16 protein-coding genes, 3 tRNA genes, 1 pseudogene and 1 other annotated feature are annotated in these 21,716 nt (G+C 28.6%); of the genes and pseudogenes, 14 read left to right on the top strand and 6 right to left on the bottom strand.

Annotated features, from left to right (window positions below; all coding sequences use genetic code 11):
• Positions 1 to 78: 78 nt before the first annotated feature.
• Positions 79 to 2,412, top strand: a complete 2,334-nt coding sequence (locus OXH55_RS00805) for an EAL domain-containing protein (protein ID WP_268047500.1) — start codon at positions 79 to 81, stop codon at positions 2,410 to 2,412.
• A 50-nt stretch (positions 2,413 to 2,462) separates the two neighbouring features.
• Here the strand turns inward: OXH55_RS00805 and OXH55_RS00800 are convergent, their stop codons facing one another.
• Positions 2,463 to 6,092 carry a 5'-nucleotidase C-terminal domain-containing protein gene (locus OXH55_RS00800; protein ID WP_268047499.1) on the bottom strand — a complete coding sequence of 1,210 codons (3,630 nt, stop codon included), beginning with the start codon at positions 6,090 to 6,092 and terminating at the stop codon, positions 2,463 to 2,465.
• Positions 6,093 to 6,277: 185 nt separating this feature from the next.
• Between OXH55_RS00800 and OXH55_RS00795 the strand changes: the two genes are divergently transcribed.
• The 4 genes from OXH55_RS00795 (at position 6,278) to OXH55_RS00780 (ending at position 7,117) form a co-directional block, all read left to right on the top strand.
• Positions 6,278 to 6,637 (top strand): hypothetical protein, encoded by a 360-nt coding sequence (locus tag OXH55_RS00795; protein ID WP_268047498.1) that lies wholly within the window; start codon positions 6,278 to 6,280, stop codon positions 6,635 to 6,637.
• A gap of 202 nt (positions 6,638 to 6,839) precedes the next feature.
• A tRNA-Ala gene (locus tag OXH55_RS00790) sits at positions 6,840 to 6,915 on the top strand.
• Positions 6,916 to 6,951: 36 nt separating this feature from the next.
• Positions 6,952 to 7,028: transfer RNA gene (locus OXH55_RS00785), tRNA-Ile, on the top strand.
• Between the two features lie 15 nt (positions 7,029 to 7,043).
• Positions 7,044 to 7,117, top strand: a tRNA-Gly gene (locus OXH55_RS00780).
• Positions 7,118 to 7,238: 121 nt separating this feature from the next.
• Here the strand turns inward: OXH55_RS00780 and brnQ are convergent.
• Both brnQ and OXH55_RS00770 read right to left on the bottom strand, forming a co-directional pair.
• Positions 7,239 to 8,525 carry a branched-chain amino acid transport system II carrier protein gene (gene brnQ, locus OXH55_RS00775; RefSeq protein WP_268047497.1) on the bottom strand — a complete coding sequence of 429 codons (1,287 nt, stop codon included), beginning with the start codon at positions 8,523 to 8,525 and terminating at the stop codon, positions 7,239 to 7,241.
• Between the two features lie 60 nt (positions 8,526 to 8,585).
• Positions 8,586 to 8,860, bottom strand: a binding site (T-box leader).
• Positions 8,861 to 8,978: 118 nt separating this feature from the next.
• Complete coding sequence (locus OXH55_RS00770) at positions 8,979 to 10,277, bottom strand: lactate racemase domain-containing protein (RefSeq protein WP_268047496.1); 1,299 nt, start codon at positions 10,275 to 10,277, stop codon at positions 8,979 to 8,981.
• A gap of 182 nt (positions 10,278 to 10,459) precedes the next feature.
• Between OXH55_RS00770 and OXH55_RS00765 the strand changes: the two genes are divergently transcribed.
• A complete protein-coding gene (locus OXH55_RS00765; protein ID WP_268047495.1) occupies positions 10,460 to 11,134 on the top strand; it encodes a lysoplasmalogenase family protein in 675 nt (224 codons plus the stop codon).
• Positions 11,135 to 11,218: 84 nt separating this feature from the next.
• Positions 11,219 to 11,794 (top strand): 3'-5' exonuclease, encoded by a 576-nt coding sequence (locus OXH55_RS00760; protein ID WP_268047494.1) that lies wholly within the window; start codon positions 11,219 to 11,221, stop codon positions 11,792 to 11,794.
• A gap of 10 nt (positions 11,795 to 11,804) precedes the next feature.
• Here the strand turns inward: OXH55_RS00760 and OXH55_RS00755 are convergent, their stop codons facing one another.
• A complete protein-coding gene (locus OXH55_RS00755) occupies positions 11,805 to 11,990 on the bottom strand; it encodes a hypothetical protein (protein ID WP_268047493.1) in 186 nt (61 codons plus the stop codon).
• Positions 11,991 to 12,169: 179 nt separating this feature from the next.
• A complete protein-coding gene (locus OXH55_RS00750) occupies positions 12,170 to 12,511 on the bottom strand; it encodes a four-helix bundle copper-binding protein (protein ID WP_268047492.1) in 342 nt (113 codons plus the stop codon).
• A 196-nt stretch (positions 12,512 to 12,707) separates the two neighbouring features.
• Here OXH55_RS00750 and OXH55_RS00745 point away from each other — a divergent pair, with 196 nt between their 5' ends.
• The 7 genes and pseudogenes from OXH55_RS00745 (at position 12,708) to clpA (ending at position 20,697) form a co-directional block, all read left to right on the top strand.
• Positions 12,708 to 13,439, top strand: a complete 732-nt coding sequence (locus OXH55_RS00745; protein ID WP_268047491.1) for a DUF5714 domain-containing protein — start codon at positions 12,708 to 12,710, stop codon at positions 13,437 to 13,439.
• Positions 13,440 to 13,721: 282 nt separating this feature from the next.
• Positions 13,722 to 13,851 (top strand): annotated as a pseudogene (locus OXH55_RS00740) (IS1595 family transposase); the annotation flags it as partial.
• Positions 13,852 to 13,998: 147 nt separating this feature from the next.
• On the top strand, positions 13,999 to 14,520 hold the full coding sequence (locus tag OXH55_RS00735; RefSeq protein ID WP_268047490.1) for a hypothetical protein: 522 nt from the start codon (positions 13,999 to 14,001) through the stop codon (positions 14,518 to 14,520).
• A gap of 309 nt (positions 14,521 to 14,829) precedes the next feature.
• Positions 14,830 to 16,290 (top strand): PAS domain-containing sensor histidine kinase, encoded by a 1,461-nt coding sequence (locus tag OXH55_RS00730; protein WP_268047489.1) that lies wholly within the window; start codon positions 14,830 to 14,832, stop codon positions 16,288 to 16,290.
• Between the two features lie 23 nt (positions 16,291 to 16,313).
• Entirely contained in the window at positions 16,314 to 18,065 is a 1,752-nt protein-coding gene (locus tag OXH55_RS00725) for a restriction endonuclease (protein ID WP_268047488.1), read from the top strand.
• A gap of 56 nt (positions 18,066 to 18,121) precedes the next feature.
• On the top strand, positions 18,122 to 18,421 hold the full coding sequence (locus tag OXH55_RS00720; protein WP_268047487.1) for an ATP-dependent Clp protease adaptor ClpS: 300 nt from the start codon (positions 18,122 to 18,124) through the stop codon (positions 18,419 to 18,421).
• 2 nt (positions 18,422 to 18,423) lie between these two features.
• A complete protein-coding gene (gene clpA / locus OXH55_RS00715; protein ID WP_268047486.1) occupies positions 18,424 to 20,697 on the top strand; it encodes an ATP-dependent Clp protease ATP-binding subunit ClpA in 2,274 nt (757 codons plus the stop codon).
• Between the two features lie 33 nt (positions 20,698 to 20,730).
• Here clpA and OXH55_RS00710 read toward each other — a convergent pair whose 3' ends face one another.
• Positions 20,731 to 21,501: a TSUP family transporter gene (locus OXH55_RS00710; RefSeq protein WP_268047485.1), complete on the bottom strand. Its 771-nt coding sequence runs from the start codon at positions 21,499 to 21,501 to the stop codon at positions 20,731 to 20,733.
• Positions 21,502 to 21,716: the final 215 nt, after the last annotated feature.

Raw genomic sequence — 21,716 nt, 5'->3', positions numbered from 1 at the left:
TTTCAAAATGTTAATATTTTTAAGAAATAAATAATATAGGAATAGACAAAAATGGTTCTCGATAAAAGGAGGGCAGAAATGAAATATAAATTTTCAGAACTTGTGGATATAAAAAAGCTCCAGCTGCTGTTGGACAATTTATGTAAGGCGACGGGTATTAGATCGGCGATAATAGAACCAGACGGAACTATTTTAACTGCTTCAGGCTGGAAAAGAGTATGTACTGAATTTCACAGAGTAAATCCTCTTACAAGAGTAAATTGTATTGAAAGTGATAAATCAATTTTAAATGGTAGAAATAAAGAAAAAAAATATATAATTTCAAAATGTAGAAATGGTATGTGTGATATAGGAGCCCCCATAATTATTAATGATTGTCATTTAGCTACAGTTTTTACAGGACAGTTTTTTTTAGAGGAACAGCCAGATATTGAATATTTTATGAGAGTAGCAAGAAAAGTAGGATTTGATGAAGAGGAATATATAAATGCTATTAAAGAAGTTGAAGTTTTTGGTAAAGAAGAAATTAAACCAATAGTAGAGTATTTAGCTGAGTTTGCAAATTGGATTACTGAAATAGGATATAATAGATTAAAACAATTAGAAGCTAATGAAAAATTAAATGAAAACTATTTAGAGCTTTCTGCTGTATATGAAGAGTTAGCGGCCATAGAAGAAGAACTTAGAATTCAATATAATGACCTTTGTGAAAAAGAAGAACTTTTAAGAGTAAACGAAAGAAGATATAAGCTTGCTGTAGATGGTGCTAATGATGGTATATTTGATGTAAATATTGAATCAGGAAAAATATTTATATCAAATAGGGGTAAAGATATATTTGATATTGAAGAAAAAGGCAATGTATTTTATATTGATGATATAGAAGAATATAAATGTAATGGGAATAATAATTTTTTTATAAAGAAGATACAAGAAATTATCAATAGAGATATAGATGCTTATAATCATGAAATGAAATTTAGAGACAAATATGGAAAAGAAAAATATATACTCTGCAGAGGAAAAGCTTTAAGAAAAGATGGTAAAATTATTTATGTTGCAGGTTCTTTTACAGATATATCAAATAGAAAGAAAACAGAGAGAATAACTAACAGACTAGCTTATCATAATCCAGTAACAGGATTAAAAAATAGAACTTATATTATGGAGGAATATCCTAAATTAATTGAAAAAATAAAAAAGGAAAATGGTAAAGCAGCTTTAATTTTTCTTGATATAGATAATTTTAAGGCTATTAATGACACCTTTGGACATTCAGCTGGCGATGAATTCTTAAGAAAAATATCAAAAAAATTAAGAAAAATTTTAAGAGATAAGGATTATATATGCCATTTAGGTGGAGATGAGTTTTTATTTTTAATAAGATCCTTAAAAGAAGAAAAGGAATTGAAATATATTGCAGAAAATTTATTAAATATATTTAAGAATACTTTTAGAATAAAAAATGAAGAAATTAATTATATAACAGCTAGTATAGGAATTGCTGTATTAAAATCTAAAGGAGATAATTTTCAAACCCTTTTTAATCATGCGGATGATGCTATGCATTGTGCAAAAAGAGAAGGGAAAAATAGATATAAAATTTATACAGCAGGTATGAATTCCATAATTTATTATGAAACAAAACTTCATAAAGATTTAAAATATGCCCTAAAAAATGATGAGTTTAAAGTATATTATCAACCTAAAATAGATATAAGCACTGGTAATATTTCTGGGGTGGAAGCTTTAGTAAGATGGATAAAACGAGATGGCAAGATTATTCCCCCTAATAAATTTATTAATTTTGCAGAAGAAAGAGGACTAATTGGAGATATAAGTGAAAAAGTTATTAGAACCGCGTGTATTCAAAATAAGAAATGGTATAGTAGTAAAAAAAATAATTTTAGAGTAGCTGTGAATCTTTCTGCTTTTGAATTACAAGATGAAAAATTGTTTGTAAAAATTAAAAACCTACTAGATGCTACAGGATTATTACCAGAGCTATTTGAGGTGGAAATAACCGAAAGTGTGGTAATGAAAAATTTTAATACCTCAATTAAGACATTAAATAAACTCAGAGAAATTGGTATAAAGGTTTCACTAGATGATTTTGGGACAGGTTATTCATCACTGAATTATCTTAAAAATTTACCTATAGATACAATAAAATTAGATAAAACTTTTATAGATAATCTAACTACAGATTCTAAGGAAAAGTTTATTGTATCAGCTTTGATTGATTTATCTCATGGTATAAATTTGAAGGTAGTAGCAGAAGGAGTTGAAAGCAAAGAACAATTCAATATTCTTAAAGAATATGGGTGTGATGAAATTCAAGGTTACTATTTTAGCAAACCAGTATCAGATAAAGAATTTGAAACATCATTTTTAAATGATCATGCATTATAAAAATATAAAGCTGAGAGTTGTAAATGTAATACAACCTCAGCTTATTTTTGTTAATTTGATGGTATAACTAATTTTTGTCCTACATAAATTAAGTTAACATTTTTAATTTTATTTTTTTTAGCAATGTCTATATATTTTAGACCAAATTTATCTGAAATTTTTCTTAATGTGTCACCTTTTATTACTGTATATACCTGCTCTTTTGATTGAACAGTTTTTCCAGGTATAATAAATTTTTGTCCTGGATAGATTAAATTAGAATTTTTAATGTTGTTTGCTTTTACAATTGCTTTATAGTCAATATTGAATTTGTGACCAATTTTTGCTAAAGTATCTCCTGATTTTACAACATATATATTATTAGGAGTTTTAACTAGTGTTTTGCTAGGTTTTTTACTTGGTGTTTTTGATGGAGCAGAAGTAACAATATTGTTTTCTGCAACTTGTATTCTTTGTTCAACCTTAAGTGTTTTTACTCCATATTTTTTAATGTAATTCATAACAATTTCGTCTAAACCAGGCATTTCAACAAGGACTTTACCATCTTTAAGCATAGTATAGCCATCTCCACCAACTGCCAAGAAGTCATTTGTAGCTAATTTGTAAGTTTTATTTAAGTCTAAAGCTTTTCCGTTGATTTTAACATCAAATACTTTCTTTCCAATTTCATTTTTAGGATTAAATTTAAATGTTATTCCAGCTACTTGAGGGAAGGCTCCTTTTGTTTTAGGATAGTCAGAAACACCATGTTCTAATGCTGCAAGAATATCTGAACCTTTAACTTCCTTAACAACAAGATAGTTTCCAAATGGTAATACTGTAATTACATCTCCTTTTGTGATTTCACCTTTATCTATTGAAGCTCTGATTCCGCCTCCGTTTGTTATTACAAGATCAGCACCAGTTGCATCTAGCATAGCGTTTGTTATAAGGTCAGAAAGATTAGTTTCTTTTGTTCTTACATTTTCTCTTTCTCCATCTAATTTAACATCAGTTTGACCTATAACTACAGATGTTATCTTTGCATTTTCTTTTTCAATTTCAGCTATAACATCAAGTACTGCTTTATCTTCTGTAAGATTAGCTGCTTCTTGTTTAGTAAGTAAAGATGCACTCATGGAGTCTATTTTACCATTTTTAAATAAAATGTTTACTTCTCCAAGATTTTTGTCATATTCTCCTGTTTGAACTATTAAAGTTCCATTAATAAGTTTTCCAGTAGGTAATGTTGTATGGCTATGTCCATCTACTATTAAATCAATTCCTTTAACTTTTTCGGCAAGTTTGTAGCTTGAATTGTCACCTTGAACGCCAAGATGTGTTAAAGCTACTATAACGTCACATTTATTGTTTAATTCTGCAACCATTTTTTCAGCAGTTTTTATAGGATCTTCAAAAGTTAATCCTTCAACATTTTTAGGATGAGTCATAGTTGCTGTATCTGGAGTTGCAAGTCCAAATATACCGAATTTAACTCCATTTATTTCTTTTATAGTGTAAGGTTTAAGTAATGTTTCTCCATTCTTTTTAACTACGTTTGCAGATACTACTGGGAATTTAGTCATTTTAGAAAGTTCTACAAGTCTATCTTGTCCATAGTTAAAATCATGATTACCAGAAGTCATAGCATCATAACCTATAGTATTTAGTACTTTTACTATGCTTTCTCCTTTATTAAGTGTTGCTATAGTTTGTCCGTGGAAGGTATCTCCAGCATCTAATACTAATACATTTTTATTATTTTCTCTTAATTTTTTTATTTCTGTTGATACTTTTGCAAGACCCATACCGTCATACTTTCCTTCTTTAACTCTTGAGTGAGTATCATTTGTATGAGCTATAGTTATTAAGTCATAACCAGTTATATCTTTATCTGTTATTGCTTTGACATTTGAAGTTCTTCCGTCAACAGATTTTGGAAGAGTTAGTTTACCTTGATTTATTAATTCTATAGCAATAGTTCTCTTATATGAATCCCATGGAGTACCTGTTATTTCCCAGTTGTTATCAACTTCAGCAGTTATAACCCCTTTTTGAACATTTGCTATATAGTCTTTTATTAATTCTCTTATTGGAGTACCATTATGAACATCTTTTTCTAAAAGTTTTGGTAAATTTCCATCTGTGAATATTCCACCTTCAACTTTTGAAAGTTGAGAATCGTATCTATAATTGTTTATAGCTAATTTTAGAATATCTGTATCTTTTATTAGAGTGTCATCCATTTTTCTTAAATTTACTATTCTATTTCCAGGTTCCTTACTAATATTAATTTCATATTTAACACCTGAGAACATATCATAATTATATCCTCTTATTTCAGGATTAAATGATACAGTTAAATCTCCAGATTTGTAAGTGTTGTAGAAGCGAGCTGACCACTCCATGTACTGTTTTAATTGTTTTCCTGTAACTTCTACTAAGTCTAGAGTATTAGAATATTTATAAATTAAAGCTGCATCACATTTTTTTATTGTGCCTTCTTTCATGTTAGCATCATTTCTGAAGCAAGCGGCTGCAGCAACATCTGCACCTGTATAGTGCATTTGTACTTTATTGATTAAATCAATCATTGCAGTATCTTCAACTTGAGCTGTAGGGATTCCTTTTATCTTTTCAGGGCCTACTAAATCTCCACCTTTAAGTTCACCAATTACAGTTTGTGCATCTTTTATAGCTGTTTCATGGTATGGTTTTAATTTGGCTGCAAGTGTGCTATCTGCTTGATAATTAACTTTTTTTGTTTTTGAATCTCTCATGTATAAAACTTTTGAAGTTACATCTTTTCCTTTATTTTCTACTACATATTTACCATCTTTTTTAGTTAATTTTATATCTATTTTAGCTAGGGTATTTGCATTATTTTTATTTTCTAAAAATAGAACATCATTATATAATTTTCCACCAACTGCTTTATGTTCATGAGCACCTATAATAGCTGTAAGTTCTGGACAGGCTTTTGCTAAATTAGCAGCTGAGTCAGAATCTATATATTCTTTACCATCGCTAGTATGGTTAACCGCTATCATAATGTCTACTCTATCTTTTATTTGGTCTATTATTTTTTTAGTTTCATCTATTGGACTAGTTATTTTGTATTCAGTTAATCTAGGACCATCCCACTTAGTAATATTAGGATTAGTCATTCCTATAATTGCAATTTTAACTCCATTTTTTTCTATTATCTTATAAGGTTGTCCAAGTGTTGAATCATCTTTTCTGTGAACGTTTCCACATAAAACAGTTCCTTTAAATTGACTCATAATTTTTTCAAGAGTAGGAACTCCTTTGTTAAATTCATGATTACCTAGAGTTAATGTGTCATAATCCATTTCATTCATAGCAACTATCATTGGATTTATGCCCTTTAGGAATAAATCTTGAGAATTACTTTCGATAATATCTCCAGCATCAACTAATATTGTATTTGGATTAGCTTTTCTCAGCTGTTTAACAGCAGTTGCTATTTGAGCTAAGCTTCCTGAGTTATCTTCAGCATTAGTTGCATAATCGTAGGGCATAAATCTTCCATGAGTATCGCTTGTTGCTAGTACTTGTAGCTCCATTGTATCACTAAGTTTTTCGTTAGCGAATACGTTTACAGGAGTTATCAATGCAAAAATCATTAATAGAGTTAAAACAAAGGATGTCCATTTTTTTTGCTTGAAATTTTTAAACATCATATTACCTCCTTAATTTTTTAATAAAATGTTAATTTTAGGTTATCATAGTGAAATGTTCTTGTAAATAGAAAAATACTAAATTTTGGATTTTATGTGTAAAGGGATGAGTAAAAGTGAATTATAGTTATTATTTGAAAGGGGTATGATATAATATAAAAATAATAACGCAAGGAGGTAAAACAATGAATATAGATTTAAATTCAGAAGATATACAGCCTATTTTAGTAGTTGGAGTAGATAGTGAAAAATCTACTTTTGATAATATAACTTTTAAAGTAGAAGAGTTTGAAGAGGGAATAATATCATATTTAACTATTAAGGAAATAGAGGAATTACTTGAAGAGGTTATACCTTATATAAGTGAAGAAGAATATAATTCTTTTGTAAAGAATAATACGTCTTTATTGTATCTAATATATGATATAGAAGAAATTTCAGTATTTTTAGCAGCTTCAGAGGTAATAGAAAGGGCAGATAACTACAAAAAAAGAGAGAAAAAAATACTACAGCGAGCAGGTGTAGATTTTTCAATAGTTGGTTGAATTTTTTAAAATTCATAAACGCATCCACGCGTATCTTTATATGAATTTTGAAGAAAAAATGAGAAAAATTTAAAAAAATACATATAATTTATGGTAAAGAAGAATATATAAGGTCCCTTTATTAATATTTGTGATAAAATAATTTTCGTGGTCGAGAGAAAAGGTCGCAAGAAAATAAAACTTAAAGTTGCGAATGTGATACGGGGGTATAGCTCAGCTGGGAGAGCACCTGCCTTGCACGCAGGGGGTCAGGAGTTCGAATCTCCTTATCTCCACCATAAATATGTATTTAACCATTTGCAATAAGTAAATATGGGTCTATAGCTCAGCTGGTTAGAGCGCACGCCTGATAAGCGTGAGGTCGATGGTTCGAGTCCATTTAGACCCACCACTTACAAAAAAATATGCGGGTATGGTTCAATGGTAGAACGTCAGCCTTCCAAGCTGAACACAGGGGTTCGATTCCCCTTACCCGCTCCAAAACAACATCTCAAAATGAGATGTTGTTTATTTTTGCATATAAATTTACAAATGCTATATTTTAGTACGTAGAAAAAGCATATATTGCGTAAAAGTCTTTTTAGCAATATATGCTTTTGTTTTATATTTTATTTATTTTTTTACTTAACAATACTATTGAAATTAAAGCACCTATAATTGAAGGTACAATCCAAGCAAAACCATGACTAGCTAAAGGTAATTTACTTATTATACCTCCAAGTGCTGCAGTATTAACACCAGCGGCTGAAGCACCGTCATATAAGCTTATAATTAATGTTCCAAAAACAGCTCCAACATAAGCAGTTTTTGGTATATAGTCATTAAATATATTCATTAAAATTAGTACAATTGCTATAGGATATACTGCAACAAGTAAAGGTACAGCTAGTGCAACTATCTTCTCAACGCCTACACTTGCGAAAACACCACTAAATATAACAGTTATAATAACAACAGCTTTATAACTTATCTTATTATTACTTAAATCACTAAAATAATTTCCAACTGTTGCTGTAAGTCCTATTGAAGTAGTAAGACATGCAAGGGAAACAACTATTCCAAGTGCTATTTTACCGAAGTTACCGAATAAAGTATTTGTTATTGCTATTAATAAATCTGATTTAGGTTTATCAATAGGAAAAATAGAATTAGTTGAAGCACCAAGATATATAAGACCACCATATACAAGTGCAAGACCTATAGAAGCAATTATACCAGCTTTTATTGTCATACTAATATGGTCTTTTTCGGAAGTATAGCCTTTGCTTATAATTGAATTTAATACTACTCCACCGAAAAGCAATGAGGCCAATGCATCCATGGTTTGATATCCTTCAGTAAATCCTTTGGAAATTGGATTTATAGTCATTTCAGTAGTTGGTGTTCCAAGTGGAGATATAATTCCTTTAATTATTATAGCAAATACCATAATTAGAAGAAGTGGAGTAAGTATTTTAGCTACTTTATCCATCATTTCAGTTGGTTTAATAACAAAATAAAGTGTAAGTCCAAAAAATATTATGGATCCAATTGCAGGACTAACACCAGGAAAGATAGGTTTTATACCCATTTCAAAGGTTGTAGCTCCAGTTCTAGGTATCGCAAGTAAAGGTCCTATAGCTAATATAATTACAATTGCAAAAATTTTACTGAAAATAGGATGCACTTTATTACCTACATCAGCTATTGTTCCACCTGCCTTAGAAGCAGCAACTATACCTAAAAGCGGCATTCCTATAGCAGTCAAGAAAAATCCTATACCGCATATAACCCAATTCTTACCTGCAAAAAGTCCTAAAGATGGTGGGAAAATTAAATTACCAGCCCCAAAAAACATAGCAAATAATGCTACTCCCAATACTAAAATATCTTTACTTTTTTTGTTCATTTTTTAGCCTCCTTTTTATAATAAAAAAAATCTTTCGTTCCTAAGAATATAGTCTATATTCTTAGGGACGAAAGATTAACTTTCGTGGTACCACCCTAATTTACAATCGTAATAACTGTCTCTATTCAGGTCGGATATAAAACTTAAAAATTAAATTAAGAATTACTATCGAACCATAGCCATATATCGGTGGCAGCCGTCCGCATCTACTTGAAAAATCTTTCAAATTGGCAGCTCGGGAGCTACTAGTATATATTCTATTAACGCTAATTCACACCAAACATTAGCTCTCTGTGGTTAATATTGAATATTTTTCTCTCCGTCATTGCTTTGAGTTTTTATAGTTTAATTTATGAATTACTGATGATTATAATGGTATTTTAATATATTGTCAATATAATTTTTAAAATTTTGTGTATATTGTGCAAATTTATTTATAGCATAAAAAATATATTAATTTTTATTTTTTAATATAGGAAAAGTATTTGCAGCATAGGGCATGGCATAGGTTGTAAGATTTTCTCCTTTTTCTTTATACACAATATCAAGAGCTTCTTCAATTGTTTTTACTACTTTTATATTTGTATTTTTAAGCAATTCTTTATCTAAATTTGAAACTAAAATAAAATTATATTTATCTGCAATATTACATGTATAATAGCCCACAAATTTTGCTATAGTATATTTTTCTCTTAAAGCTTTTTCTCTATCTAAAGTATTAGTATAATTTAAAAGCATATCTTTGACATCTTGGTCTCCGCCAAGACCTTCGCTACACTCACTCATAAGTATCATAGTACCACCTGGTTTTAAGGCTTCTACAGCATTCATTACAGTTTTTATAGACTGATAAAAATTTATATCTTTAGGATAGCCTGCTGCTGAAGCAATAACCATATCAGCAAGTTCATTTATATAAACACCATCTTTTTTATCTACAATTCTGCAGCCCTCTTCATGAGCTTTTATATAGTTACCTGCAACAGCAGCGCATATTTTCCCGTTACTACCTATTATAGAATTGAACATAAAAGTAGGTTTAAGAAAATTTACCGCCTGAAGCATATCATTATGCACAGGATTATCTTTTATATTGCCTGATTTAATTGAAGGTAATGTTCCTTTTCCTAAATCTTTGCTTAAAGAAAGCTCATGATTATTCATTATAGTTTCATATGCTGATATTCCAGGAAGAACAGATTTTCTACCGCCGCCCCAGCCTACTAGGAAGTGATAAACTATGCCTCCTGTTAAAATAACATGATCGATTTCAACTGCTGTTTTGTTTAGATAAATTGGATTATTATATGTAGTTGTTCCCATATAAGTCAAAGAATTTTTATCTAAACAATCATGATTTACAAACTTATATTTACCTGCAAGCTCATCTCCAAGAAGTTTTTTTATCTCTTCTTCTGTTTGTGCTCTATGTGACCCCGCAGCACATAAAAATGTTATATCTTCATCTTTTATTTCTGCTTTTTTTAACTCTTCTACAATGTATTTAATGTATACATTCATTCGCTGCCAAAGTCTTGTGACATCAGAAATTACAATGCATATAGTTTCACCGGAATGTACTAATTTACAAAGTTTAGCTGATGCTATTGGGTTATTTAACGCATCCAAAATTATTTCTTCTTCTGATTTCCCCAAATCAAAAGGATTGGCGTTAATAACCCCAAGTAAGTTTTTTTCAGGTATAGGAACACTTATAACCTCTCTTCCATATTTCATATTGAGTTTTTCCATTATTAGAATAGCCCCTTTCTATAATATAAATATTTACATTATATTATTTTAATTTATAAAAGTCTATATGTTATTCGACTATTTGTAGATATTAGATAAGTAGTTAAAAATCAGTATAAATAATTTTCATATGATAGAATATAAAGATAGAGAAGCTATAGAATTTAGGGAGATAAAGATATATGTTAAAAAAATATATAAACTTTAAAAATACAATTATATTAGTAATAATTTTTATTTATATAAATTTCCTTATAATAGATTTACAGGGAGGAGATCCTAGATTATTAAAATATGTAAGCATACTTTTATGTTTTGTTTTAGTGCTTCTTATAGGAGATAGAGGCATTGATAAGAAAGATACTATATTACTTCAAGTGGCATTATTTTTTACTACTATGGCAGATCTTAATTTAGTTATTTTGAAGAACTTTATTTTAGGAATTACTGCTTTTTGTATTGTTCAAATAATTTATATAATAAGACATAGTCGTAAAATTATTTTAAATAAAAGTAATTTTATAGTATTTTTACTAGAAAGTATAGTTATATTAGGGTTAGTAATAATGTTAAATATACCTTTTTATGAAGATAAGGCATTATATATTGTTGCAAGTATATATTCTATTTTACTGATTACCAGTGTTTATATGGCTTTTGGAACTATAAAAAGAGGAGTTTACAGTAAAAGAAATAGCTATTTTATCATGAACGGAATGGTTTTATTTTTATTATGTGATATAAATGTAGGGCTTTATCATATAGGAAAAATACAATATATATCTGGACTTTTGGTATGGTTTTTTTATTTACCATCCCAATTATTGCTTTCATTAAGTGGATATAAAATGAAATAATAGGTTATTTAGCAGAAGAACTTTATTTTTTATTTTTATATGTGTTATTATTTATACAGAAAATAGTTGATAAAGGAGTTTATTATGAGAAGCATTTTTTTAGATACAGAAACAACAGGACTTGCTCCAGGGCAAATAGCTCAGCTCACATATATAATTGAAGAAAATAAAAAATTAGTTGCAGTTAAAAATTATTTTTTTACAGTAGAAACTATGGGTATACAGGCACAGCAGGTTCATGGTTTTAGTATGGAAAGGTTAAGAGAATTGTCTAATGGTATGAAATTTCAAGATGTGTATTATGACATACATAAAGATTTTAAAGGAGCTAACTTTATTGCTCATAATGTTAAATTTGACAGAAAATTTGTTGAAGCTGAATTCAATAGATTAAATGAAGAAGTAGGTGTGAAAAATTATTTTTGTACAATGGAATATTTTAAGGATATATTAAAGCTTCCGGCTAAACGAGGAAAAAGCTACAAAAATCCTAGAGTAGAAGAGGTAATGAACTTTTACAATATAAGTCCTAATGAGGTTTTAGAAAAAACAAAGAAATTGTTTAAATGTGATGATGTATCTTTTCATGATGCTAGGTATGATACTGTAGCAGTATATATGTGCTGCTTAAAATCAAGAAATAGAGAAGTAGGCATATAAGAAAGCACTCTTATGAGCGCTTTCTTATATTAACTATATCGGATTCTTTTATATAAGTACTTTTACTAACTAACTTTCTAAAATATCTTATTTGCTTATATTTAACTCCGTCCATTTCAAAGTCTTTAATGTCTATTCTGTCACCTTTGAATATGATAGGATCTTTAGATTTTTTTACATATATATCTACTTGCATTTTTTCACCTCCTATAATAAGTTTTCAAAATATATTATAACATTATAATGAAATATAATATGGTAAAATAGAAATAGAAAGGCTAAAAATCTTATGTATTTTAAGATTTTTAGCCTTTCTATATATTAAGCAGCAAAACAATAATTATACGTTGGATTGTTAGATGTTTAAAACGAATACTATTTAGCCATATTTTCGCATTCCACAGCACAGCGGTTACAAATGTCTGCGCAGTTTTTACAGTGTTCTGGGGGGAATTTAGCACATTCGTCACCGCAAGCTTTACAAACTTGAGCACATAATGAGCAAATTTCCATTGAAAATTCACTATCTCTGGCCATAAATTGAGCGGCAAGAACACAAATATCGGCACAATCTCTATCTAATTTTATACAGCCAGCCATCATTTTAGGGTCAGGTTCATTTAAACAGGAGGTTGCACAAAATTCGCATACTTGAGCACATTCTAAACAAATATCAATACACTTTTGGTATTTTTCGTTGGAGGTTACAGTCATCATCATAATAATACATCTCCTTTTAGGGTTTAAGTATAATTTACATTAACAATAATAGTATGGTTAAAACCTGTAATTCTATTCTTTTAATAAAATAAAGGATATATACTAATAACTAAAAAATATTCTAAAATATAGTAAATACAAATTAACTTTAAAAATAAGAAGTGATATAATAATTCTATTATAACTTTAAAAGATGAAAATAAAGAAAGTTAGGGTGAATACTATGGAACATAAGAATAATTGTTTGATTTGTGGAAAAGAACTTATTTATACGGACACAGCAGAGGAAATGAGATGTGTTTATTGTAAGGAAACTTTCGAATCAAATGTGAAATGTGAAGAGGGACATTATGTATGTGATAAATGTCATTCTATGTCAGCATCGGAAATAATAAAAAGATATTGCTTAGATACTGAATCTGAAAATCCTATTGAAATTATGATGAAGCTTTTAAAGCATCCTAGCATTAAAATGCATGGTCCAGAGCATCATTTTTTAGTGCCAGCAGTTCTTTTAGCGGCTTATTATAATAAAAAAGGTGATAGGGTTAATAAAGAAGCGAAAATAATTGAAGCACAAAAAAGAAGCTCAAATGTACCAGGAGGTTCTTGTGGATTCTGTGGCACTTGTGGTGCTGGAGTTGGAACTGGTATTTTTATGAGTTTAATTACAGGTGCAACTCCATTATCTGGTGAGCAATGGAGCTTTAGCAACATGATGACTTCAAATTCTTTAAAGATTATTGCAGAAAATGGTGGCCCAAGATGTTGTAAAAGAAATTCTTATCTTGCAGTTCTTAAGGCAGTAGAGTTTTTAGATGAAAATATAGGAGTAAAATTAAAGGTAGATAGAAATATCAAGTGTGAATACAGTGATTTGAATAAGGAATGCAGAAGAGAGAATTGTTTGTTTTACCATGAATAGTAGCAAACTTTAAATAGGAAATTTTAAAAGAAAAAAATTAAAAGCTCCTTAGTATTATTTTACTAAAGAGCTTTTAATTTTTTATGCGGTTTTCGTATATATTAGGTCTAACTAAAATCTAGGCTACAATATATGAACATACATTCGAAATGGAGGTTCCTATGAGCAAAACGACAATATTTAGTGACTTTTTAAAACTTCATCCTATTGAGCAACAAGAGTTGTATGAGGAATTATATACAGTGGTAAACCGTTCAGTCAGTTCATTTCGTTATTGATAAGGTCTACCACATTCAACACGTTAATTCATATTACAGTAGGCTTGAAGACTGGATTAACCGTAAATTTAAGGGTGTTGCAACTAAGTATATGGACAATTACCTAAGTTGGATTAGATTCCTTGAAATTAGCCGAGATATGGATAAGAACACCCGTAAGAAAACATTACTGACAACCATGTTCAAGTCTGATAATGCAACTAAAGTGGAATAACTTAGACCTGTATAGTAATGGAACCATATTAGTATTAGGGTCGTCAAAATAAAGGCAGGTGTATTATATGAAAAAAAAGAATCGCAATAATCAAATTGGAGCAATAGTAATAATAGTTATTTGTTCAGTAGCAATGCTACTTCAATATTTTGTTATATATAATATTAGTGAACACAATATTGAAAAGTATATCACTAAAAAAATAAAAAGTGATGTTGGTATTTCAGAGTTTGAAGTAATGCTTATAGATGATATTAAAACAAAATATGGATTAGTTGTTTTGTTTGAAACTGATATACAAGAAAAACCTATTGGGTATGCAGTATTTGAAAAAGATGGATTTTTAGATAGGTATTTTAACGAAGATTTTGTTCTATATGATGATAGAGATTCTTATATTAAGGATAGTGATGCTTTAATTGATTTGAAGAATAAGACGGTATTTCAATTTGCTAATAATGAAATTAAGATATTAAACTCAAAATCAAGTAATAAGGAATTAATAAAATATTATTCTTATATAGTTTTGGTTATAGTCGGGGTTATTTATGGGATATTTAAGTTGTTTATTTCATCAAAGAAAAAATAGCGGGATTGTATAGTGCATCCTGTATATTCAGTTGATGAGATGTTTTCGAACAAGTAACTGGAGTAGAATTCTAAATATTTTCCAAAAACTGGATGAAGAATTACAAATAAAACAGTCTTTAAATTCAATTTTTAAGGCTGTTTTATATAACCACAATATTTACGAAAATCGCCTTTTTTATCTGAAATTATGGTTAGAATACCTCCCCTCTTCTTTACATGGGAGAGAGTTCACGGTATTATTTTATATAGTACATAATATTGTCGAAATATGAAAGTATGATATAAAAAAGTTTAAGGGGGATATATTTTGGAACATACCAATGATAAGTGTTTATATAGTTCTAATCTATTCTTAAAAAAGCTTGTATATTTGTTATATTCACTTATTTTTATAAGCTTTATTTTTGTAGCAGTTTATTTGTTTTCAGGAACTTTATTTGATAAAACAAAAGACGTATTTACTAATTTAACCTATATAATATTATTTTTCGTTAGTTTATTTAGTGTTATAGTCATTGAGAATATAAAAAAAATAGTTATTAAAAAAGAAAATGAGACGGATAACCTAGCTGAATTTTATTTAAGAATTATAGAGTCATTACCTATTTCTGTTTTGGTTCATCATAAGCTTAAATTTGTTTTTGCCAATAAGCTTGGGGCTGAGCTTATTGGAGTGAAAAATTCAAAGGAGCTTTTAGGAAAAGATATAACTGAGTTTGTAATACTTAATATGGAAAAGGTTGGAGATCAAAGAGTAGAAGGTGCTAGAGAAGGAAAAAAAGTTAAGCCTTTAGTAGAGGATACTCTAACTAGAAAGGATGGAACAAAAGTAGAAATAGAGATTGTGACAAACCCTATTTCTTATGAAAATAGTATAGCTGTATTAGCACTATGTAAAGATATTACGGAACGTAAACAAGCAGAAGAATTAAAGAAAAAAATAGAAGAAGAGAGAAAGTTGCTAGAGGAAGCTAAAGAATATGATAAATTGAGAACAGAGTTTTTTGCTAATCTATCCCATGAATTTAAAACTCCATTGAACTTAATTTTTAGTGTAATACAATTATTGGAAATGAAGTTAGAAAAGGGAGCTATTACAGAACAGAAGGATACTATAGATAAATATTTAAAGATATTAAAACAAAATGGATATAGATTGTTGAGATTAGTTAACAATTTAATTGATCTTACAAAGATTCATTCAGGTTATTTTGATTTAGAGTTGACAAATTGTAATATAGTAAGCTTAATTGAGGATGTAACCTTATCTACTGTAGAATATGCTAAAAATAAAAATATACATGTAAAGTTTGATACAAATATTGAAGAGAAGGTAATTGCTTGTGACATTGATAAAATAGAAAGAATTATGTTAAATCTTTTATCTAATGCAATTAAGTTTACAAAGCCTAAGGGAAACATATTTGTAGTTATAAGAGATAAAGAAGATAAAGTTGTTATTTCGGTGAAAGATGATGGAGTTGGTATAGAAAAACAAAAACTTAAAATTATATTTGAAAGATTTAGGCAAGTAGATAAATCTTTAAACAGAAATAACGAAGGTAGTGGAATAGGATTATCTCTTGTAAAGAGTTTAGCAGAAATGCATGATGGTAAGATTTATGTAGAAAGTGAATATGGTAAAGGAACAGAATTTATTGTTGAATTACCAATTAAATTGGTTGAAGAAAAAGAAAACATTAGTGATTATATGATAGGCAATGAAGCAGAAAAAATGAAAATAGAGTTTTCTGATATATACCATTAGTTACAGCAATTGAGGAGGAAAAAATGAATAGTTTTATTGACGCACATGGAAATATAGCTTTTATAGTGATTTTAACTGCATTGTTAATTTTCTTTATAATCTTTAGTGTAGTAAAGTTATTTAAAAATAGAAAAAATAAGAATGGTAATAAAATAATAGTACAAAAGGACAGTAAGATAGAAAACAAGAATAATTTAGTAAATCAGAAAAAGAATCATAAAGTTTTGAAAGGTAAAAGTAATAAATCAAGAAAATTTACAAATAAGAGTACAACTTTAGAAAATAAAATAGTAAGGGAATTAAAAAAGATTGAAAAACCTAAATTATATGATGTAATTATAAGCTATGTGGAGAGAAAAAAGTACGAAGCTTGTGACAGACTTACTACAAGTGATAAGATGAAAATATTAGAAATATCAAGAAAGCTTTCCATTCAAACAAGTACCAATGAAATAGGGTATATATTTAATAGAATGGATAGATGTGATTTGTTAAGGCAAAATGAGGATGCAAAAAAAGCTTATGAAAGGTTAAATGACTTAGGAATAACTGATGAATTAGAAAAGTTTGTGATTAAGTATAGAATGAAATATGATAAAAAGAAAATGAGTTATTTGAAGTATTCAGAAGGTTTAAATGAACTTGTAGAAAAGATAAAAGAAGATAAAAAGATAGATATAAATATTGATGAGCTAAATAGTCTAATTTATAGAATAAGACATGAAGTTTATATAAAAAATTTAAAGGTAAAAATAAATATTCAAAGGGGTTATGACGAAGAAAAAATTTTAAAAAATTATATAAATGCTTTAGGAAAGAGTATTTTTGTAGAGTTTAACCTAAGATATATGGCGAAAATTTTAAAGAAAAATAAAAGTGAAGTTGAGAAGTCTATAAAAAGGATTCAAGAAAAAGAAAAGGCTCTTAAGCTTTTAGAAAAGTATAAAAAAGTAGGTATAGATAGTTTAATAGAAAAATTTATTTTGTCTATAGGTCTTAAGTATGAGAATGAAGAAATTTCTCAAGAAGAATATGATAATAGATTAAAAGAACTTCAGGAGTTCATTATGTACAAAACGGACAAACAAATTAAGAGGGAAGACCTTAAAAAGATAATCAGTGGTATTAAAGATGATATTTATTTAAAGGACATTAAGTCAAAAATAAAATTTGTCAGCAGTGATACCAAAGGTAATATAATAAGAAAATACATATTGTATTTTGGAAATAAAGTTTATGCAAAACACAATTTGAAATATATGTGTATTATTTTAAATAAAGATAAGAATTATGTAACAAAACTAATTGGTAGCACAAAGAAAAAAATTAAATTCCAGCAGAAAATGGAAAAGTTTGAAAAACAATTAAATGAATCAGAAGTTAGTGATAATAAAACTTTAGAATATGTTGATTCTTTAGACGGATACAAGTTTGAAGATTATTTAACTGAATTATTTAAGGAATTTGGTTATGAGGTAGAACCTACTTCTTATTCAGGAGATTATGGAGCTGATTTAATAATTAAAGATATAAAAGGAAAGACAGTAATTCAAGCTAAAAACTATTCAGGAAATGTAGGGAATAAGGCCATTCAGGAAGTGGTAGGTGCAAAACTTCACTATAATTGTGATAAGGCAATGGTGATTACAAATTCACATTTTACAAAACAAGCTAAAGAATTAGCTAAAACAACAGATACTACTTTAATTAATAGAGAAAAGTTAGAGCAAATATTAAAGGAAGGAAAAATGTATTTTTTAGAGAATTTTTATTAGGTAAAGTATTATTTTATAATATATAATAAAATATATTAATTTTGGAGTTGTTATGAATGAAAGAAGAAATAATTTTTAAAGAGGATTCAAAGATAAAAGTAAAAAAACCAAAAATGTATAAGGTCATTTTGCACAATGATGATTATACAACTATGGAATTTGTAATTGAGGTTTTAGTTATGGTTTTTAACAAAAAGCCTGCGGAGGCATCTAAGATTATGTATGATGTACATAAGAGGGGAATAGGAATTGCAGGAGTATATTCATATGATATAGCTACAACTAAGATAGCTCAGGTTATGGATATGGCTGAAAAAAGTGGTTTCCCATTAAAATTAAGTATGGAAGAGGAATAAATATGAAGTTAGATAGTTTTTTAGAGGAAATATTTACTGCGGCATACAGTGAAGCTAAGATGGCTGAACATGAATACTTTACTCCAGAGCATATTTTATATGCTGGGCTATTTTTTGATGAAGGGAAAGAGTTTATAAAAAGCTGTGGGGGAAATGTTGAAGAACTTAAAATGGATTTATGTAATTATTTAAATGAAAATATTCCTAAAGTGGATAATAGAGAACCTGTTCAGACAGCAGGATTTCAAACCATTATATCTTCTGCTGCAGAACATGTTATAGCAGCTGGAAAAGAAAATATAAGATTTGGAGATATTGTAGTTGTTATATATGATGAAGAAGAATATTTTGGTAGTTATTTCTTGAAAAAGCAGGGAATATCACGTTTAGATATACTTAATTACATAACACATGGTATATCAGTAGAGGAAGATTTGGATTCGGAAATTTCTATGGATTTTGAAGAAGAAAGAGAAGAAGATATATATGAATTTGAAGAATTCTTAGATGAAGGAAACAAAAATAAAAAGGGACTATTAAATAATTACACTATTGAATTGACAGAAAAGGCAGTAAGAGGAGAACTTGATCCGCTTATTGGAAGGGAAGAAATATTAGATAGAACTATTCAAGTTTTATCTAGAAGATTAAAGAATAATCCTATTCATGTTGGAGATCCAGGAGTAGGTAAGACCGCAATTACAGAAGGTTTAGCACAATTAATTGTTGCAAATAAAATTCCAAATTCACTAAAAGGTACTAAAATATATTATCTAGATATGGGAGCACTTTTAGCAGGAACTAAGTATAGAGGAGATTTTGAGGAGAGAATTAAAAAAGTACTAAATAAAATTAGAAAAGAAGGAAAAGCCATTGTATATATTGATGAGATACATACTATAGTAGGAGCAGGTGCTATTTCAGGAGGAGCAATGGATGCATCTAACATATTAAAGCCTCTTTTAACAGATGGTAAATTAAAGTTTATTGGGTCTACTACCTATGAAGAATATAAAAAGTTTTTTGAAAAGGATAGAGCTTTATCACGAAGATTTCAAAAAATAGAAGTGTCAGAGCCATCGAAAGAGGATGCCTATAAAATTTTATTTGGATTAAAGAATACTTATGAGGAATTTCATAATGTAGTATATACAGAAGAGGCATTAGATGCTGCAGTAGAATTATCGAGTAAATACATAAATGATAGATATTTACCAGACAAAGCTATTGATGTAATAGATGAAGTAGGAGCTTATCTTAGACTTGAAAAAGAAGATAGTGATGAAAAAATCATAATCAGAGAAAGTGATATTGAGAGAATTGTTTCTTCAATGGCGAAAATTCCACAACAAAGTGTTTCATCAGATGATATAGAAAAGTTAAAAAATCTTGATAAGGCTTTAAAGAGCAAAATATTTGGTCAAAATGAGGCGATAGATTCTGTAGTTAAAGCTATAAAAAGATCTAGAGCTGGATTTAATGATGAAGAAAAGCCTGTAGCAAGTTTGTTATTTGTTGGTCCTACTGGAGTTGGAAAGACAGAACTTTCAAAGCAATTGGCAGAGTACTTAGGTATTCCTTTAATTAGATTCGATATGAGTGAATATCAAGAGAAACATAGTGTGGCAAGACTTATAGGAGCACCTCCAGGATATGTAGGATATGAAGAGGGAGGACTTTTAACAGATACAATAAGAAAAAGTCCTTATTGTGTACTTCTTCTTGATGAAATTGAAAAGGTACATTCAGATGTTTTAAATGTATTATTGCAATTAATGGATTATGCAACCTTAACTGATAATAATGGAAAAAAAGCTGATTTTAGAAATGTTATTTTAATTATGACTTCTAATGCAGGAGCTAAAGATGTAGGAAAGACTATGCTTGGTTTTGGTTCAAGATTTGTAGAGGAAGAAGCTATAACAAAAGAAGTTGAAAAGGTATTTTCACCTGAGTTTAGAAATAGACTTGATGATATTGTTGTTTTTGATGGAATAAATGAAGAAATGGCTTTTAACATAGCTAAGAAGGCCATAAATCAATTTGAAGATAAACTGTCATCAAAGAATATTAGTCTTAATGTTACAGAGAAATGTTATAAATGGCTTGCACAAAAAGGTTTTTCAAAAGCTTATGGAGCAAGAGAAATACTTCGTGTAGTCCAGCAGGAAATTAAGCCTTACTTTGTTGATGAGGTATTATTTGGTAAACTATCAAATGGAGGTGCAGCAATTATTGATATTGCTGACGATAAAATTGTGATTAAGGTGGAGTAATATTTTACTCCACCTTGATTTATATAGCTGAGATTATAAGAAATTTTGTATAATTATTTTGCATGCAACAGCAAGGGACATCGTAACAAATATAGGCTTAATTAGTTTAGAACCTTTATTTATGGCAAGAGATGTACCTAGTTTTGCTCCTAAAATCATAAATAAGGCCATTGGAATAGCTACAGTATAGTATATTTCTCCATGCAGTGCAAAAATGATGAGAGCAGTAATATTACTAGTGAAATTTAAAAGTTTTCCATTACCAGCGGCTTGTACAAAATCAAAACCGAATATTTTTATAAGACCAAATATTAGAAAAGAACCAGTTCCAGGTCCAAAAAAACCATCATAAAAGCCAAGAGAAAAAGCTAAGATAATCCCCAAGAATATATTTAATTTAGTTGTACCTTTAAATTTGTTTTCAACTCCAATAGATTTTGAGAATATGCTGTATATGCCTACAAATAAAATTAAAATTAATACTAAACTTTGTAATATTTTTTCATCAATTTTTAGTACTGTATTTACGCCTATAACTGCACCTAATAGGGTAAAAGGAAGTAAATATTTAAGGAATTGCCAGTTGACTTTTTTAGATTTTGCAAATTTAAGGGAACTTGTAAAAGAAGCACAGGAAGCAGAAAATTTATTTGTTCCCAAAGCTAAGTGGGGTGATATTCCCGCAGCTAGAAAAGCAGGTAAGCTAATAAGTCCTCCACCACCTGCTATAGAATCTACAAAAGCAGCCAAAAATCCTGCTCCACATAAAAATATTATTTTTGTAATAATTGAAGTAGTTAACACACAAAACACCACCTAAATATAGAAATAAGTTGATACATAGTAAACATTGTACAACATTACTTAATATTTTAATAGAGCGTTTTTTAAATTTGTATTAACATATATTGAACAAAGCATTAAATATTCACTTATGCCTTTGACTAGTATTAAACTGAGATTTATAATTATAATATAAAGATAAAATTAAATGTTTAAGTAAATAAAAGAGTTAACGA

Source organism: Clostridium ganghwense, assembly GCF_026735165.1.
In the GTDB taxonomy this organism is placed as follows: domain Bacteria; phylum Bacillota; class Clostridia; order Clostridiales; family Clostridiaceae; genus Clostridium_H; species Clostridium_H ganghwense.
This window is presented reverse-complemented; position numbering and strand designations above follow the sequence as displayed.

Coding starts and splice junctions, on each gene's coding strand:
- OXH55_RS00805 (WP_268047500.1), top strand. CDS start 79: ATGAAATATAAATTTTCAGAACTTGTGGATATAAAAAAGCTCCAGCTG.
- OXH55_RS00800 (WP_268047499.1), bottom strand. CDS start 6,092: ATGTTTAAAAATTTCAAGCAAAAAAAATGGACATCCTTTGTTTTAACT.
- OXH55_RS00795 (WP_268047498.1), top strand. CDS start 6,278: ATGAATATAGATTTAAATTCAGAAGATATACAGCCTATTTTAGTAGTT.
- brnQ (WP_268047497.1), bottom strand. CDS start 8,525: ATGAACAAAAAAAGTAAAGATATTTTAGTATTGGGAGTAGCATTATTT.
- OXH55_RS00770 (WP_268047496.1), bottom strand. CDS start 10,277: ATGGAAAAACTCAATATGAAATATGGAAGAGAGGTTATAAGTGTTCCT.
- OXH55_RS00765 (WP_268047495.1), top strand. CDS start 10,460: ATGTTAAAAAAATATATAAACTTTAAAAATACAATTATATTAGTAATA.
- OXH55_RS00760 (WP_268047494.1), top strand. CDS start 11,219: ATGAGAAGCATTTTTTTAGATACAGAAACAACAGGACTTGCTCCAGGG.
- OXH55_RS00755 (WP_268047493.1), bottom strand. CDS start 11,990: ATGCAAGTAGATATATATGTAAAAAAATCTAAAGATCCTATCATATTC.
- OXH55_RS00750 (WP_268047492.1), bottom strand. CDS start 12,511: ATGATGACTGTAACCTCCAACGAAAAATACCAAAAGTGTATTGATATT.
- OXH55_RS00745 (WP_268047491.1), top strand. CDS start 12,708: ATGAAAATAAAGAAAGTTAGGGTGAATACTATGGAACATAAGAATAAT.
- OXH55_RS00735 (WP_268047490.1), top strand. CDS start 13,999: ATGAAAAAAAAGAATCGCAATAATCAAATTGGAGCAATAGTAATAATA.
- OXH55_RS00725 (WP_268047488.1), top strand. CDS start 16,314: ATGAATAGTTTTATTGACGCACATGGAAATATAGCTTTTATAGTGATT.
- OXH55_RS00720 (WP_268047487.1), top strand. CDS start 18,122: ATGAAAGAAGAAATAATTTTTAAAGAGGATTCAAAGATAAAAGTAAAA.
- clpA (WP_268047486.1), top strand. CDS start 18,424: ATGAAGTTAGATAGTTTTTTAGAGGAAATATTTACTGCGGCATACAGT.